Raw genomic sequence first — 16,118 nt, forward strand, 5'->3', positions numbered from 1 at the left:
TGATAACGGTTATCATCACAATATAGTGATTTAAACAGAAGGCAACCTTATGTTCGGCTCCACAAAGAAAAAACTCCTGAAAACTCTCTCTCCTATTGTCGAGCCGGAAGGGGGACGAATTGAAGGTCTGCAAATTGACGGCAAACACGTAACCTTTACAATCGCCGTTGAACCGGACAGGGCACAGGCCATGGAAACCGTGCGGCAAAAGGCCGAGGCCACCGCCAACAGTTTTCCGGGTATTGAGAAAGCCACCGCCATCCTGACCGCTGAGCGCCCGCCGGCGCCACCGCAAAGCCCACTGGCCAGCGCCACCGCCAAACCGGAACAACGCCCGGCGCCGAATATCAAATACGTTGTCGCCATTGCCTCCGGCAAGGGCGGCGTTGGAAAATCAACCGTGGCGGCCAATTTGGCCGTAGCCTTGGCCAAAGCCGGGCAAAAAGTCGGCTTGATGGACGCCGATATTTTCGGTCCGTCCGTGCCAAAACTACTGGGCCTGAAAGGGGACCGCCCCGGCATTACCGAGAATAATATGATGGTCCCGCCGCAGGCCCACGGCCTGAAAGTCATGTCGATGGGGTTCCTCGTCCCGCCCGGAAAATCGGTGGTCTGGCGCGGCGCGATGGTCCATAAGGGGTTGCTGCAAATGTACGGCAACACCGATTGGGGCGCCCTTGATATTTTGGTAATCGACATGCCGCCCGGCACCGGCGACGCCCAGCTCACCATCGCCCAGAACATACCGCTGGCGGGGGCTGTGATTGTCTCGACGCCGCAGGATCTGGCCCTGATCGACGCCCGCAAAGGCATCGAAATGTTCGGACAGGTCAACGTCCCAATCCTCGGCTTGATTGAAAATATGAGCACCTATCACTGCCCGGAATGCGGCCACGAAGAAGCGATCTTCGGCCATGGCGGCGCTGAAAAAGAAGCGCAGGAACTGGGTGTCCCGTTTTTAGGCCGCCTGCCGCTGGCCATGGCCATCCGTAGCGCCGCAGACGACGGCACCCCGATCACGCTCAGCGCCCCGGACAGTGCCTACGCCAAATCGTACAAAGAAATGGCTGAAAAGCTGGCTAAACACCTGAAAAACCCGCCCGCCGCCGATAAAACCGGCTCATGCGGTTCCGGCTGTGGCTGTCATTAAGGACTCACACGACACATCATAAAAAAACAAGCATGTGCAGCCTCCATCAAAGGATAAGGCTACAAATTAACCCTTGCACTTATGGTTGCAATTATCTAGATACGGAGCATCAAAAATAATTTATAAAAGGAATCCCTTATGAAAAAAACATTAAGTGCTTTGGCCGTTTCTTCTTTCCTGTTGATTGGTTGCGCCTCACATTCTGAAAACGTCACGCCTCAATACGTGTCCCCTGTGGAATACGAAAACTATAGCTGCAAGCAGATCCGGGAAGAAATCAGCCGTGTAAGCGCCCGTGTCAACGAGGTGGCCGGAATTCAGGACAAGGAAGCCGATAAAGATGCGGCCGCCATGGGAGTCGGGCTTGTCCTGTTCTGGCCGGCACTGTTTTTCCTGATCGGTGACGATCAAAAAGAAGAATTGGCCCGCCTGAAAGGGGAGTACGAAGCTCTTGAACAAACAGCGCAGCAAAAGAATTGCGATATTGCCAAGGAAATTGATGCCGCGCGCAAAATGGAAGAGGAACGCAAGAGTTCTCGGGAAGAAACTGTAAAATCAAAAGGCTTAAACGAGTAAGCATTATTCTCGACAACAAGCATCGAAAAGCCGCCGGATAAAAACGGCGGCTTTTATTTCCGCTCCAGAACCTTGATCGAGTAAGGCGGATCGTTATCAAGAAAATCTTCGTTCGAGATTTCCATCCACTCATCCCAGTTAATCTCCGGGAACGTCGTATCGCCGTCATAATCCCGGTGAATCAGGGTCATATAAAGCCGCTCGACATACGGCATCGCCGCCCGGTAAATCTGCCCGCCGCCATTGATGAAAATTTCATCCACCCCGTCGGCAATCGCAACTTTCTTTGCCCCTTCAATCGCATCTTCCAAACTCTGGGCAATCAGGAACTGGTCCTTATGCGGCGCGGTTAAATCCGCCAGCACAGATTCCATCATATCGAAATGCGTTGTATCCTGCGCTGGCTGGATTTTCAGCGCCCGCGACACCACGATATTCGTCCGTCCGGGAAGCGGCTTGCCCAGCGCTTCATACGATTTACGTCCCATCACCAGAGGCTTACCCATCGTCGTCCGCTTGTAATGCGCCAGATCCCCCGGAATCCGCCACGGCAAGTCGTTATCCTTGCCGATCACCCGGTTCTGCGCCATCGCCGCAATCGCTGAAACTGTAATTTTTGTCATCTCAAAATCTCTGAATTAGAACAACGCCGCCAATGATAAATAAAACGCCAACAATACGCCATAACGTTACCGGATGTTCAGCCCCGGATAGATGAAAATGGTCGAAAACAAGCGATGACAACATCTGCCCGGCCACAATCAGAGCAAACATCAAAGCCGCCCCTATATGAGACACAGAGAACAAAGTCCCCGTCACAAAAAGAACCCCCAGCAAACCGCCCGCCCATAGCCACAAAGGAAGCCCGCCGATGACGGCCACCGCAGGAACGGGAACGCGAACAACCAGCGCCAGGAGCAAAATAAAAACCAGTCCAACGGAAAAATTGATGATCGTCCCCCAGAAAGGGTGACCGAGCTCCTGACCTAAGCGGGAATTAACAATCGCCTGTAGCGGGATCAGCAAACCAATTACAAACGGGATCAATAGATAGTGCACACCCTACCTCCGGGGCTTTGGATTACCGTATATAGCCTCCTGCACCTGCCGCAGATGCTTGGCGTAACCATGCATATCATATCCGGTTTGCGTAAACCACTGCCTATCCTTCAGGTTATTCCAAAACTCATCCAGCCTATTTTTCAAATGCGGGAAATTAGACCGGTAACCTAATGTGCGAAATAAAACCTGATTTTTGTCTGCGTCTTTTTCAATGCGCGCAGCCTCGGTCCGGCACAGCCGGTAATCATCCCAATAACGGCGATGATTATGGGGATCGTGCTCAAAAATCACATCTGCCGAAAGCATCTCAACCCGGCCTTTTTCATCGGCCGTAATATCGTCTTCCCAGTGGAAATCCCATGTAATGGCCTCGATAATATCATGAAAACGAAACCCGGTATCCGCCTCCCTGCGCAGCTGCTTTCCCTGAACCCACGACTGGATCAGATAGCGCCCGTCATCCGTATGCTCGCGAACGGTCTCAACCTGATCTTCAGGGATACCCCGAACAAGATACCCAGACCTCAGGACATTGCCGATCTCGGCTTCCGCCCACTCAAGACGCTCTCGTGGCGGCAAGGCAACAGCGCGCTCAAAAGCCTCCCGCAGATGCGGGAAACGCCCATTCAAATGATTGATAAACGCCCAATCGTCTTCGGAAAACATGCGGCTCCTCATATAGCGACACGAGGAACTTAAAATCCAATTTATTTTATGTCAATAAATTATACCGAAAACGGGTACTTAATCGCTTCGTGGCATTCATAGCCCTCGACAGAGAAATCATCCGTCGTCACCCACGTCTCGACATCTTCCAGCGTCTTGATATCCGGGTTGATATGGAACGTAGGCGCCGCGAAAGGTTCCCGCTTCAGCTGCACATTACGCATCAGATCCAGCTGGTCCTCATAGATATGGGCATTGATAATTTTGTGATACGCCAGCCCCGGCTTTAAGCCCGTAATCTGCGCCATCAGCTTCAGGAAGAAAAACACCTGCACCATGTTAAAATTCAGCCCCAACGGCACATCGCAGGACCGCTGGTAAGACGTCAGGTACAACGTATCACCCAGCACCGAAAACGTGTGCGTATGCATGCAGGGCCGCAGGCAGCCCATATGAAACTCGCCGGGATTGTAAAAGCTCAAAATCTCGCCGCGGTCATCGTAACCCTTGGACAGATCATCGACAATCTTGCGCAACTGATCGACTGTGCCGCCATCCGGCTTGGCCCAGCGCCGCCCTTGCACGCCGTAAACCCGGCCCATATCGTCAACGCCTTTACGGTGCGGATTATTCAGCCATGCCTCGTTTTCATTGGCGTTGGCATCCCATGTCTTGCAGCCAATAGAACGGAAATCAGCGGCGCTGTCATAGCCCCGCATATACCCCAGAAATTCGGCCACAGCCGCCTTCCAAAAGCTTTTCCGTGTTGTAATCAACGGAAACTCATTTGCCCCGACATCATAGGTCAGGTCGGCATCAATCACGGTCAAACACCGCTTGCCCGTGCGCTTATTCTCCACCCACGTGCCTTCATCAATAATACGCTGACACAAATCAAGATATTGCTTCATAAGTTCTTTCCCTTCTTCTTACCGGCACCCACCGAGACGCCGCACGGCCTTCAACATTTCGTTCAACAGGCAGGTCCGCATCAATCAAGGTAAAATCCGTCGAATTAAATATGTCCGAAAGAGTAATCTTTTGCCCTTCTTTTAATTCCCACTGCCGGCAAAGATTCTCATGCCGTATCAATAGCCCGTATTGTTCCCCTGCTTCAACATGGACGCGATATTCGTCCCCATCGTCTTCAAAGGCAAGATCTTCGCTGCGCGTACAGGCCAACGCCACTTTATAGGCCCGCGCCAACGGAGAAAAACGCCAGCCCCCTAAACGGGCGCGCTCAGCACGCACCATACTTTTTACTTCCAACATATCCCTGTTCTTTCTTTATGATTTATTTCCTTATTCCTAGACGATTCTAACCACCGCAGGAAGTAAGAATCCTTGAAAATCCACAGTCCCTCCCCTATAATAGAAAGTGCCGGAGGGATTTCCCTTCGGATATGACGCTAAACGCGGTTGCGGAATAAGCGTTGTGGACCCGGGGGCAGTACCCGGCGGCTCCACCATTTGCCATCAAGCACCGCTTTAGGTGCCAGACGGCGGGGCCGAAACAGGATCGACACGCGTAGTAAAGGCGATTGACGGCGTTCGGTATAGTATCCGCCGATATCGGGCTGTTTTTATAGTTGCAAATGACAACAACTATGCTGTAGCCGCTAACGACAACTCTGTTGTTAGCGAAGCCATCGCCGCCTAATTGGGCTGCGTAGCACGCTACATTCAATTCCTGATTCATTAGCATGTTTCAGGTGGGGGCCGGGGCACCTAGCAACAGAACGCCCCATTTTTTATGTCTGCACATCGCCGCTGGACGCCTTAAAAACAAGGCTGTAAGCTCTCTTTCATGAACGAAAAAACTTTATCCCTTTCGATTGCGATTCTGTGGCTCGCCGGATTTTTCCTGAGCCTGCCTCTGGTTGAACCCTATGAAGCGGCGCGGTTTGGCGCAGTCGCCTGTACCGGGCTGGCCGCGGTTCTGGGTCTGGGCGGCGCGGGGAAAGAGCAGACACGCCTTTTCTTGTCGCCCCTCATGATTGTCGCCGGGGTATTCTGGCTGCTCTGTCTGGCCAGTATTTTCTGGGCGCCTTCGCTTCTGGTTAGCACGATTGCCTTTGGCACCTTCAGCCTGCTACCCTTAAGCGTCATCGCCCTTGTCACGGCACCGCCGGGCGCCCGGCGCATCATCGCCCTGGGCGGCGGGATGATCCTTGCCGGGTTATCGCTGTGGGCGCTGGTTCAGTTCTTTTTCTTACCCGATTATCTGGTTCGCGGCGAAGTTCGCCACCCGTTCCAGAACCCTAACAGCTACGCCGCCTTGCTTGGCCTTGGCCTGTTCCCGGCTATGGCCGTTATGATGGGCGCCCCCCGAAAGGAAGAGCGTAGCGCGGGATTGGGATTGGCCGCCTTGCTGGTCGCCGCCCTGATCGTCATCGCCAGCCGCGGCGTTTTTCTGGCGCTTGTGCCGATGCTGGGCCTGTTCTTGTTTATGGCACGCACGCATCTGGCCCGGCATAAGCGCTGCCTTGGCGCCCTTTTGATCGTCGGATTTTTATTCACCGGCCTATCCCAGTGGCAATCCCCCAAAAGCAAAAGCCTGCTCACAGAAATACCACAGATATTCGCCGCCGAAGAAAAAAGCCGCGCCGCCCGCATTGATATCTGGCGCGCGACAGGCGATATAATAAAAGAACGCCCTTTGTCGGGAACCGGGATTGGTTCGTTTTTCCTGTATTACCCGGAAGTCCGGCGCCCGGCGGAAATTTACTCGGGCGGCTATATGGCCCACAGCGACCCGCTGCAATTCTGGTCGGAAATGGGGATGATGGCCCCGGCGCTGTTTTACGCCTTCTTGCTTTTCGCCGGATGGCGGATGATCAAGGCCCGGCCCAAAAACACGGAAAGCAGACCGGAACCCCTTTATCCGGCAGCTCTTTTCTGCGCACTGGGCAGCATGATCGCCCACAGCCACATCAGCTTTGACCTCTACAGCCCCCCGATACTGGCGCTGGCCGGGGGGATGCTCGGCACATGGCTACAACTGACAGAGCCAAAAAGCGAAGACCACCCCGCGCCCCTCCCTGTCAGAGCCTTCAGTACGGCCAAAGCCACCGCACTTCTTGTTCCACTTTGCATCCTGCTCTTTGCCTTGCAGGGCTTTTTAACCAGTAACTATCTGGTAGAAAAAGGAAAAATCTATCTGCAACGTGGCCAAACCGAAAAATTCTCCGATGCCATTAACCGCGCCAACAGCGCCGGATTTTATAAAAATGCCCGCGCATATACACAGGCCGCCGCCGTCCCCTTGACCATTCTTGAAGAAAAAGGCGCACATATGTCGCCTCTGGAGAGACAATCATTGTCCGATCAAGCCGAAAAGCTCTTACAGCGCGCCGAAGAAAATAATCCGCAACTGGTCACAACCTACTATTACCGCGCCCGCCTGCAAAAAATAACGGGCCATGATGGGGAAGCCCTTAAAACCGCGTCCCATGCCCTCGCGCTCACCCCCATGCACCTGCCCTCCCGCATGCTGGTGGCCCATCTGAATCTGCAACAAGACCAAAAAGAAAAGGCGCTTGAGATATTAAGGGCAGGCCTGCATTGGCCGGTTGCGGCCTATGATCCGGTCCCGTATTACCAGACAACAGCCACCCTTGCGACAGAGCTTGGTGACCCGAAAACGACAAATGCAGCACTCATAAAGCTCTCGCAATCCCTGAAAAACAAATAAAATTATGAGGTACGTACCCCGTGATACGCACTGCGAAAAACCCTCTATTTCAGTGTTAATCTCAGGAACCGGAAAGATCGGGAATATTCTTGTGCTCATGACGGATCAGCCACAAGCCGCTGGCAATAATGATGCCGGCACCGACCAGAGTCAGAGCATCGGGAATATCGCTAAACAGCAAATACCCCAGAACCACCCCCCATAAAATCTGGATGTAATGGAACGACGCCACGCTCGAAGCTGGCGCCCGGCTAAACCCCAGAATCAATCCCAGCATCCCCATAGCATTTAAAAAGCCCCCGACAGCGGACCACCCCATCGCCTCCACGTCCGGCATGACAAAAGAAGGGATCATCGCCATCGCAGCCAACGGCAACACCACGATCTGGGTGTAAAACGCAAAAGCAAACGGCGTTTCCTGCCCGCCGATCTTACGCACCATGATATTGGCCAGCGATATAAAAAAGGCCGAGGCAAGCGTTGCAAAGCTGGCAAGATCGAACGGCACCATGCCGGGACGCAAGATCACAAGAACCCCGAGGAACCCGAACAAAACCACCAACCAGCGGGTTAAATCCGGTTTTTCACCCAGCAACGGTATCGCCAACAACGCCGTAAAGGCCGGCGCCACAAAGACCAGCGCATAAACGGTCACCATCGGCAGCTGGGAAAAGGCGTAAATAATCGTAATGAGCTGTCCCATAATTAAAAAACCGCGAATCAAATGCAGTTTCTTGTTTTGACTTCCGACAACCGACTGCAAACCACCAAGGACCGGGGAAAGCACCATATATATAAGAAACGAAAATGTTCCCAGCATCACAACAAGCTGCGGAACACTGTAAACAGCGCTCAAATGCTTGAACACAGCATCCCCCAGCGCAAAAGAACTGTACCCCGTCATCACGGCAAAAATAGCGAATAATTTATTATCGGCTTTTATCTTCATGCCCCCAGCCTATACAGCTCCCCGCCTTTCTTTTCTACAATTATATATGCAGCCTTGTGGATCGGGTGTGGATTTCTCTATACTGTGGATGCGAAATATGCGAATCAAGGGGGGACAGACCGTTTTGCCGCTGGCGGCGATCCGGCATCCCTGTTACCAACAACCGGACGAACAATGACCGAAAACGACGACATTCTGCGGTACGATAAAATGGTGGAAAAGGCGCTGCGCGGCGTAGTGCGGCAAGCCATTGAGGAGGTTATGGATCAAAGCAGCCTTCCGGGCGATCACCATTTTTATATCACCTTCATGACGGATTATCCGGGCGTGGAAATGCCCGATTACCTGCGTGACCGCTACCCCGGTGAAATGACGATTGTTTTACAGTACCAGTTTTACGATCTGGCCGTCGATGCCGAGAAAATGAATGTCACCTTATCCTTTAATAACGTACCGGAACGACTGGTGATCCCGCTGGGCGCCATTAGCATCTTTGCCGATCCGTCGGTGAATTTCGCCCTGCAGTTCCAACCCATCACCGAAGACAGCGGCCCGGATTTCGACCCCGACGATTTCCCGCCCGGTGAGCCTGACGACGAGGACGACGGGGACGGAGACAGCGGCGCCGACAAAACCGGTGAAGTTATTTCTCTCGACCAGTTCCGTAAAAAATAGGAGCGCTCATGAGCATCATCCCCGATTCGTCTGAAGTCGTCTTGTTGGGGCTGGCGAATATGGATGCTCTGGCCTATATCGACGAGGATTTCCTGAACCGCTGCGGCGCCCGCAAGGGAACAACCGTCGCCATATCCGGCCGTCTCCTCTCGCGCATAGCAGAGCAACTGGAAGATGTTTCTTATATTCCCGGCGGATCGGCTGCCAACACGGCGGCCAGTCTGGCATCACACGGCCACAAAGTCTCCTTTATCGGCAAAGTCGGTGATGACGCACATGGCCAGTCGTTCCGGGATGCTTTCAAAAGCACGGGCGTTCATTTCGATACACCGCCAGAGGCCGGAAAAGACACGTCGTTATGCCTCGTTCTGGTCACCCCCGATAAAGAACAGAGCTTTTTATATTGCGCCGATGCCGCCGCATGGCAACTGGAAGAGCAAGATTTACCCGACTTTTCAGCACATTGCCCCCGGATCGTCTATGCCGAAGCTTATCTGGCCACCATTCAGGACAAAAGCGGCGTAAACCTGCTTTCAATGCTTGAAAGCGCCCTGCCCGACGAGAATAACGAACTGGTCATCAATATCGTCGATTCAGCCTATCTGTCTGCCTACAAGTCACACATATTCGAAATTTTGCGGGCACGGCATTGCACCCTGATTGGTAATCATTTTGAGTTTTTATCCCTGTTCGGCACGGATGAAAACGCGGGGCTGCAGTCCCAGGCCATAGATATGGACTGCGATTTTATTATCACCAGAGGCGCCCACGGATTGAGCTTCATATCAAAAGATGAATGCTTTGACCTCAAAGCGCCCGATATTGATTTCGATACCATAATAGACACGGTCGGCGCCGGCGATTACTGCGCCGCCGGTTTCATGCACGGCCTGCTGCAAAACCACGATAAACGGCGCTGCTGCGAACTGGGAATCGAATTCGCCACCGAGAGCCTGAAAATCCCCGGCGCCCGCGCTGTAAAAGCAGGCTAACCGCGATGCCCGGCCCTTCATTATGGCACGATAATATTGCCGCCGATCACGAACCGCACAAAGTCCTCATCGCCCGCGACGAATTGATTGATCCAGCGCGTGATAACCGGATCGTCCCCATTAAAATTTACTACCCCGTCGCTCACAGTCTGAATCATTTGCCGGTGATCGTCTGGTCGCATGGGTTGGGTGGCAGCCGCGACGGGGCGGCTTTTATTGGCCGTTTTCTGGCGTCGCACGGCTACGCCGTCGTCCATGTCCAGCACGCCGGAACAGATCTGTCGTTATGGCAGGGCAAACCCGGCCACCCGTGGGATGCCATCCGCGCCGCGAAAATATCCGGCGACGATGTTAAAAACCGCTACCGTGACATCCCGTTTGTCCTCGACAGCCTTCCAGCATGGATCGAAACACACCCGGATGTCGGGGAACATATGAATCTTGGCATCATGGGGATGTCCGGCCATTCTTTTGGCGCGAACACGACCCAGGTCATGGCCGGGCAGCTTTTTGGAAAAACGGAATTACAAAGCCTGTATGAACCGCGGTTTAAGGCGGGGATTGCCTATAGCCCGATCCCGACCGTGTGCAAACTGGCCCCGGAAAGCGAAATTTACGGCGCCATCAAATTACCGCTGTTACATATGACCGGCACCGCTGATGAAAGCCCCATTGAGGGCTACGGGGCGGAAAGACGCTTTGATATATTCAACCTCAGCGGCGGCCCGGACCAGCATATGCTGATCCTCGAAGACGGCGATCACATGGTCTTCGCCGGCAGCCGGGGCAAGCTCGCCGACAACCCCAAACGCAAGCTTCACGAAGACATCATAAAAATCTCTTCTCTGGCCTTTTGGGATAGCTATCTAAGGGAAGATAACGCCGCCCGCGAATGGCTGACAGGAAACGCCTTCCAGAATTGGCTGGGCGCAGAAGCAAAATACCGTTTTCGCCCATAACTGTTTGCGCTTCGCATTTATTTCTGGTATCAGATCACCTCGCAAAGGCTCTTACGCCTGCATGCGCCCGTAGCTCAGTGGATAGAGCGCTGCCCTCCGGAGGCAGAGGTCAGGGGTTCGAATCCCTTCGGGCGCGCCATGCGCCTCTTGCGACCTTATTCGGCATTTTTTTACCCAGCCTTATTTCAGTCAGACCGATCCTGTATTATAATGCAACTTCTGGATATTCTGTATTTATCCGCCTTCCTGATTGTTTTTATTTGCGTTTACTGAAAAAGCTCGGATTATGATTAAAAAATACCTCAGCATCAGATATAAAATCAGCCTTTTCATAGGACTTACTGTCTTAATCACAGCGGGAACTGTCAGCTACTCCATCTTTCACCAAAGTGAAGAGGCGCTGAAAGAGCAGGAATTAAACAACCTTTTCAAAAATATAGATACAGAAAGCCACTATTTTTCTGATGAAGTCTCGTTTCTCACCAAAGATTTGCTCTTTCTTTCACATCTACCTGTTATCCAGAAACTAGAAACCGCCGAAAACAAAGAAAAAACAGAAGATTACAAAGTTGTTCTGCAAAACGTACTCGAAAACCTTCTTCATACCCGGCCTCATTATCTGCAAGCACGATTCATTGGCATCGAGAATGGCGGAAAAGAGATAGTCAAAATCCAACGTCACGAATTAAACGGACCGGTGGACGTTGTACCTGAACCATCTCTACAGACAAAGGGAGAGAATGACTATTTCAAGGAAGCCATAAAACTTCCTCCCGAAAAAGTATATTTATCCGAAATAACTCTGAATAAAGAATTTGGCCAAATAGAGACTCCACATAAACCCGTCCTGCGGGGTTCTATCCCTCTGTACACACTGGAAAACAAACTGTTTGGGGTTCTCGTTATCAATGTATCGATAAAAAATACTCTTTCACGATTTGCACAGGAAACGCCGCTTCACAGTAATCTTTACGTCATTGATGAGCATCTTCGTTTCTTATCACACCCCGATCCGCAAAAGGCGTTTTCCTTCGAATTTGGACAAACGGATACGATCGCCCAGCTATCCCCCGCCCTCGCTGCCGCCATAGAACAAAGCACAGCTGACCAACCGATCCGGTACCAAACACCCGATAACGTCATTCAGTGCGAAAAGACCTTCTATGACCCCATGGTTCCCGAACGTTTTCTGGGAATTTGTTTGGAATTGCCGGACAGCGTAATATCTCTAGCCATCACCAAACTAAAAAACCAAACCATCTGGATCACCAGTTTCCTGATCGCAGCCGGCCTCATGCTGTCCTTTATCTTCTCTCGGCAAATCTCCCGCCCTCTGAAACAAATCGCAGACGCCGCCAAAACATACAGTCTAAACAGTACCAACTTCTCGCTCCCGGTCCACGAAAGCGGAGAGATCGGAGAAATCGCCCGTAATTTTCAAAAAATGAAATTCGATATAGATAAACAGGCTCACGAGCTGCAGCAAACATTTCAGTCGCTGCGAAACAGTGAAGAACGCTATAACATGGCCGTCAAAGCGGCCAACATGGCGGTATGGGAATGGAACATTATAAAAGATGACATCTACTGGGGAGGATGGTCACACAGCCTGTTCGGCACGGACAGTCTTGAAAAACTTCCCAAAACAATCTCAGAGTTCATACAACGGGTTCATCCGGATGACAAATTCCGCCTGATCCGCGCTTACCTAAGACACACCATCCAGCATCAATCCTTTGATATAGAGTTTCGCATTAAGCTGTTTTTCGGAGGCTATATTTGGGTTAGCGCCCGCGCCCGCGTTCAAAGTGATAAAAACGGCTGCCCTTTAAGCTTGACAGGAACATTGTCGAATATAAATGCCCGGAAAAAAGCCGAAGAAATGATGCTCCAGGCCCGGAAAGACTCGGAAAGAGTGCTGGTCGCACTGGCCGAAAATGAAGAACGGCTGGCTTTAGCGATAGACGGGACGTCGGATGGTCTTTGGGACTGGAACGTTACAACGAACGAAGTGTTTTATTCACCGCGTTTCCGGCATTTGCTGGGCTATGAGCCGGACAATGAAAAGGATTTCCCCGGCATTCTGGATTCCTTTATAGGAGCCCTGCACCCGGAAGACAGCGAATACACCCGGAAATCAATTGAAGATCACCTCCACAACCCGGAGGCCGCCCCCTTTGACGTAGAGTTTCGCTTAAGAACGGCACAAGGCGAGTACCACAATTTCAGAGCACGGGGCGGCGCCGTCAAAAACGCCGAGGGACAAGTTGTCCGTATGGCTGGTTCGTTATCAGACATCACCACTGAAAAATTGAATGAGCGAGAAGCTATAAGTTATCAGAAACGGCTGACCGCCATTTTGGAAAGAGCCGCCGACGGCATTATCACCATTAACACAGATGGTATCGTCGAACAGTACAATCAGGCCTGTGAAGATATCTTCGGTTGGAGCGCCGAAGAGGTCATTGGCCAGAATGTTTCTTTGCTTGTCCCGGAAATACATAAAGCAAACCACGACAGCTATATCCAGAATTACATCAAAACCGGAGATTCCGGGATTATCGGCATTGGCCGCGAGGTCAGCGCTTTGAAAAAAGACGGTTCATCCACTATGATTTATCTGGCGGTTAGTGATATCGAGATTGAAGGTAACCGCCTATTCACAGCCGTTCTTCGCGACATTACCGAACATAAAAAATACGAACAAGAACTAAAAACAGCGCGGGAAACCGCTGAAAATGCTACAAAAGCCAAAAGTGAATTCCTGGCCAGTATGAGCCACGAAATCCGTACCCCGATGAACGGCATCATCGGCACCGCCAGCTTGCTGAAAAATACGGAACTCAATGAAAAACAAAACAAATATGTACAAACCATCGCGCAATCCGGCGACGTCCTCCTGACCCTGCTGAACGATATTCTGGACTATTCAAAAATCGAAGCCGGGAAATTTTCGCTAACCCCATCACCCTTTGAAACGCAATCAGTGTTTGATGATGTTTACGAACTTTTCCGTCAGCCCGCCGACGAAAAAGGGCTGGAATTTACGCTCAATATCGCCCCTGACGTACCTCCAATCCTGATTGGTGATTATACGCGCCTACGTCAAATTGCTTCAAACCTGACCAGCAACGCGATCAAGTATACTGAAAAGGGAAGTGTGACCATTGATGTCACTCTGGAAAAAACGAACAAAAAAACTGCCACCCTAAAAATGGCTGTAACGGACACAGGGACCGGCATCCCGGAAAACATGAAAGACTCAGTCTTTGAAAAATTCACCCGGATAGAGAGCATGCACACTAAAATTCTGGGGACCGGTCTGGGACTAGCGATTTGCACAGCCCTCGTCGCCATGATGGACGGCAACGTTGGCGTGGAAAGTGAACTGGGCAAAGGCTCGACTTTCTGGTTTACCGCAGACCTGAAAATCGCAGACAAAACGGAAGCTCAGGAAGCCATAAAGGCCCATAGTATTGATATGAACAGCCGGTTTACAGGGCACATTTTACTCGTCGAGGACGTCCCCACCAACCAGTTCGTCGTTACCGACATGCTCGAACAAATCGGCTGCACCGTTGATATCGCCGAAAACGGTCAGGAAGCTCTGGAAGCGCTCGATAAAAACGGGAGCGCCTATAACCTGATCCTGATGGATTGCAACATGCCCGTTATGAACGGTTATGACGCGACAAAAGCTATTCGCAACCGTTCCGACATCCCCGATATCCCGATCATCGCCCTGACCGCCAATGCCTTCAAAGAAGATATAGACAAATGCTATGCCTGCGGGATGAACGGGTTCCTGCCTAAACCGGTAAAACAAGAAGATCTCGTTTCGACTTTACAAGCATGGCTGGAAAAAGAAACAGCCGAACGCCCGCAGGAAAAAACCGCTAAAAAGAAGGCCGTTAAAAAGACAACGAAAAAACCGGCTTCCAAAAAGAAAAAGACAGCCGACCTCGATTCATGGGCCGGCTTTGACAGTACCTTTATGGATATGCTGGCCGGACGTTCACCGGAACGGCTGGAAAAGTTTGTTTCTCTCACGCTTAAAGATGCCGCAGAACAAGTCAAGAGCATCAAAAAGGGAATAAAAAACGGCGATGCCGCGGAAATCGGTGAAGCCGCCCATGCCCTGAAGTCCATTACGGGTCAGGCCGGTGCTTCCGTTTTGTCCGACCTGTGCCTGCAACTGGAAAAAATGGGCAAAGGCGGTGAAACAAAGGACGCCGACAAAATCTTCAAAGATCTCATGGCCGAATACGATTTGTTCACAGCCAAACTGGATACATATATGAAGGGCTAGAAAAGTGTCGTCGCCAGCACGGTAAGACCATAACCGCCAAAGATCAGCCAAACAAACAAAAAAGCCGCCAGATATATGGGCCGCAACCCCACGCCCTTGAATTTGGCGGCGTTGGTTTCCATCCCCAGAGCACTCATCGCCATCGTCAGAGCAAACGTATCCACGGCATTGATCGTACCTACAGCCGCCGTCGGCAATAAAGCGAATGAATGAAATATAGCCACACCGATAAACAAAATCGCAAACCAGGGAATAACAATTGACTGGCGCCCTTCTGTATCATCCACTGTTCCCGTTTTCACCAGCCAAAATCCCAAAATCAGCAAAAACGGGGCAATCAGTAAAACCCGGATCATTTTGACAATCACGGCCGGGTCGGCAGCCTCCGGCCCGATAGCATTACCCGCCGCCACCACATGCGCAACCTCATGGACCGAGCCACCAATGTAAATCCCCATATCTTCCGGAGTCAGGGGAACAAGCCCCATCCGATACATAAACGGGTACAGGAACATGGCGATCGTCCCGAACAGAACAACCGTCGCGACAGCCACAGCCCCCTTGTAAGGCGCCGCCTTAAGAACGGATTCCGTCGCCAGAACCGCCGCCGCGCCGCAAATGGAACTCCCGGCACAGGTCAGAATGGTCGTATCCCGGTCGATTTTAAACAGCCGCGTCCCGACCAGATAACCAATGATAAAGGTCAAGCCCACCATTAAAATACTGACGGCAATACCGGCGGCCCCCACGGACAAAATGTCCTGAAACGTAATCCGGAAACCATAAAAGATAATCGCCAGCCGCAATATCCTTTTGGTCGAGAAAATAATTCCGGGCGTCCACGCTGCCGGAAGCCGGTTGCGCAGCGTATTGGCATAAGCAATCCCCATAACAAGCCCGATAATCAAGGGGCTGAGATGCAAATGAGTAAAAAATGGCAAGTCCGCTATATAGGTCGCGGCCGCGGCAAACACGGCCACAAACAAAACACCCTTGGCAGTATCGCCATATTTTTCAATAAAAGTCATCATGCCCGCCTTTATATACATGCCGACCGTGAATGCCAAGCCAATTGCCCCTCGCATC

14 protein-coding genes, 1 tRNA gene and 1 other RNA gene are annotated in these 16,118 nt (G+C 51.7%); 9 read left to right on the top strand and 7 right to left on the bottom strand.

Annotated elements, in window-relative coordinates; translation table 11 throughout:
• Positions 1-49 precede the first annotated feature (49 nt).
• Entirely contained in the window at positions 50-1,150 is a 1,101-nt protein-coding gene (locus H6868_10350) for an Mrp/NBP35 family ATP-binding protein (GenBank protein ID MCB9989713.1), read from the top strand.
• A gap of 138 nt (positions 1,151-1,288) precedes the next feature.
• A complete protein-coding gene (locus tag H6868_10355; GenBank protein MCB9989714.1) occupies positions 1,289-1,726 on the top strand; it encodes a metal ABC transporter ATP-binding protein in 438 nt (145 codons plus the stop codon).
• A gap of 53 nt (positions 1,727-1,779) precedes the next feature.
• On the opposite strand, the gene H6868_10360 is transcribed toward H6868_10355, so the two are convergent.
• The 5 genes from H6868_10360 to H6868_10380 are packed head-to-tail and all read right to left on the bottom strand — an operon-like array spanning position 1,780 to position 4,726.
• Positions 1,780-2,349: a dihydrofolate reductase gene (locus H6868_10360; GenBank protein ID MCB9989715.1), complete on the bottom strand. Its 570-nt coding sequence runs from the start codon at positions 2,347-2,349 to the stop codon at positions 1,780-1,782.
• Between the two features lies 1 nt (position 2,350).
• The gene (locus H6868_10365) at positions 2,351-2,785 is read right to left on the bottom strand and encodes a DMT family transporter (protein MCB9989716.1); all 435 of its coding nucleotides are present in this window, start codon (positions 2,783-2,785) and stop codon (positions 2,351-2,353) included.
• 3 nt (positions 2,786-2,788) lie between these two features.
• The gene (locus H6868_10370; GenBank protein MCB9989717.1) at positions 2,789-3,454 is read right to left on the bottom strand and encodes an HD domain-containing protein; all 666 of its coding nucleotides are present in this window, start codon (positions 3,452-3,454) and stop codon (positions 2,789-2,791) included.
• A 59-nt stretch (positions 3,455-3,513) separates the two neighbouring features.
• A complete protein-coding gene (locus tag H6868_10375) occupies positions 3,514-4,365 on the bottom strand; it encodes a thymidylate synthase (GenBank protein MCB9989718.1) in 852 nt (283 codons plus the stop codon).
• Positions 4,349-4,726 carry a hypothetical protein gene (locus tag H6868_10380; protein MCB9989719.1) on the bottom strand — a complete coding sequence of 126 codons (378 nt, stop codon included), beginning with the start codon at positions 4,724-4,726 and terminating at the stop codon, positions 4,349-4,351. Before H6868_10380 ends, H6868_10375 begins: the two co-directional genes overlap by 17 nt.
• Before the next feature lie 68 nt (positions 4,727-4,794).
• Here H6868_10380 and ssrA point away from each other — a divergent pair.
• Together ssrA and H6868_10390 are read left to right on the top strand one after the other, a co-directional pair.
• Positions 4,795-5,203, top strand: a transfer-messenger RNA (tmRNA) gene (ssrA, locus tag H6868_10385).
• 58 nt (positions 5,204-5,261) lie between these two features.
• Positions 5,262-7,148 carry an O-antigen ligase family protein gene (locus H6868_10390; protein MCB9989720.1) on the top strand — a complete coding sequence of 629 codons (1,887 nt, stop codon included), beginning with the start codon at positions 5,262-5,264 and terminating at the stop codon, positions 7,146-7,148.
• 61 nt (positions 7,149-7,209) lie between these two features.
• Here the strand turns inward: H6868_10390 and H6868_10395 are convergent, their stop codons facing one another.
• Positions 7,210-8,097: a DMT family transporter gene (locus H6868_10395; protein MCB9989721.1), complete on the bottom strand. Its 888-nt coding sequence runs from the start codon at positions 8,095-8,097 to the stop codon at positions 7,210-7,212.
• A gap of 174 nt (positions 8,098-8,271) precedes the next feature.
• On the opposite strand from H6868_10395, the gene H6868_10400 reads away from it, so the two are divergent.
• From H6868_10400 to H6868_10420, 5 genes are all read left to right on the top strand, one after another.
• Positions 8,272-8,772, top strand: coding sequence for a hypothetical protein (locus tag H6868_10400; protein ID MCB9989722.1), 501 nt, complete (start codon positions 8,272-8,274; stop codon positions 8,770-8,772).
• 8 nt (positions 8,773-8,780) lie between these two features.
• Entirely contained in the window at positions 8,781-9,764 is a 984-nt protein-coding gene (locus H6868_10405; protein MCB9989723.1) for an adenosine kinase, read from the top strand.
• Between the two features lie 5 nt (positions 9,765-9,769).
• On the top strand, positions 9,770-10,723 hold the full coding sequence (locus H6868_10410; GenBank protein ID MCB9989724.1) for a hypothetical protein: 954 nt from the start codon (positions 9,770-9,772) through the stop codon (positions 10,721-10,723).
• A 63-nt stretch (positions 10,724-10,786) separates the two neighbouring features.
• Positions 10,787-10,862, top strand: a tRNA-Arg gene (locus tag H6868_10415).
• Between the two features lie 558 nt (positions 10,863-11,420).
• Complete coding sequence (locus tag H6868_10420; protein ID MCB9989725.1) at positions 11,421-15,032, top strand: PAS domain S-box protein; 3,612 nt, start codon at positions 11,421-11,423, stop codon at positions 15,030-15,032.
• Here the strand turns inward: H6868_10420 and H6868_10425 are convergent.
• Positions 15,029-16,060 (bottom strand): YeiH family putative sulfate export transporter, encoded by a 1,032-nt coding sequence (locus H6868_10425; protein MCB9989726.1) that lies wholly within the window; start codon positions 16,058-16,060, stop codon positions 15,029-15,031. The two genes, H6868_10420 and H6868_10425, sit on opposite strands and share 4 nt — an antisense overlap.
• Positions 16,061-16,118: the final 58 nt, after the last annotated feature.

Source organism: Rhodospirillales bacterium, assembly GCA_020638175.1.
In the GTDB taxonomy this organism is placed as follows: Bacteria; Pseudomonadota; Alphaproteobacteria; order Micavibrionales; family Micavibrionaceae; genus JACKJA01.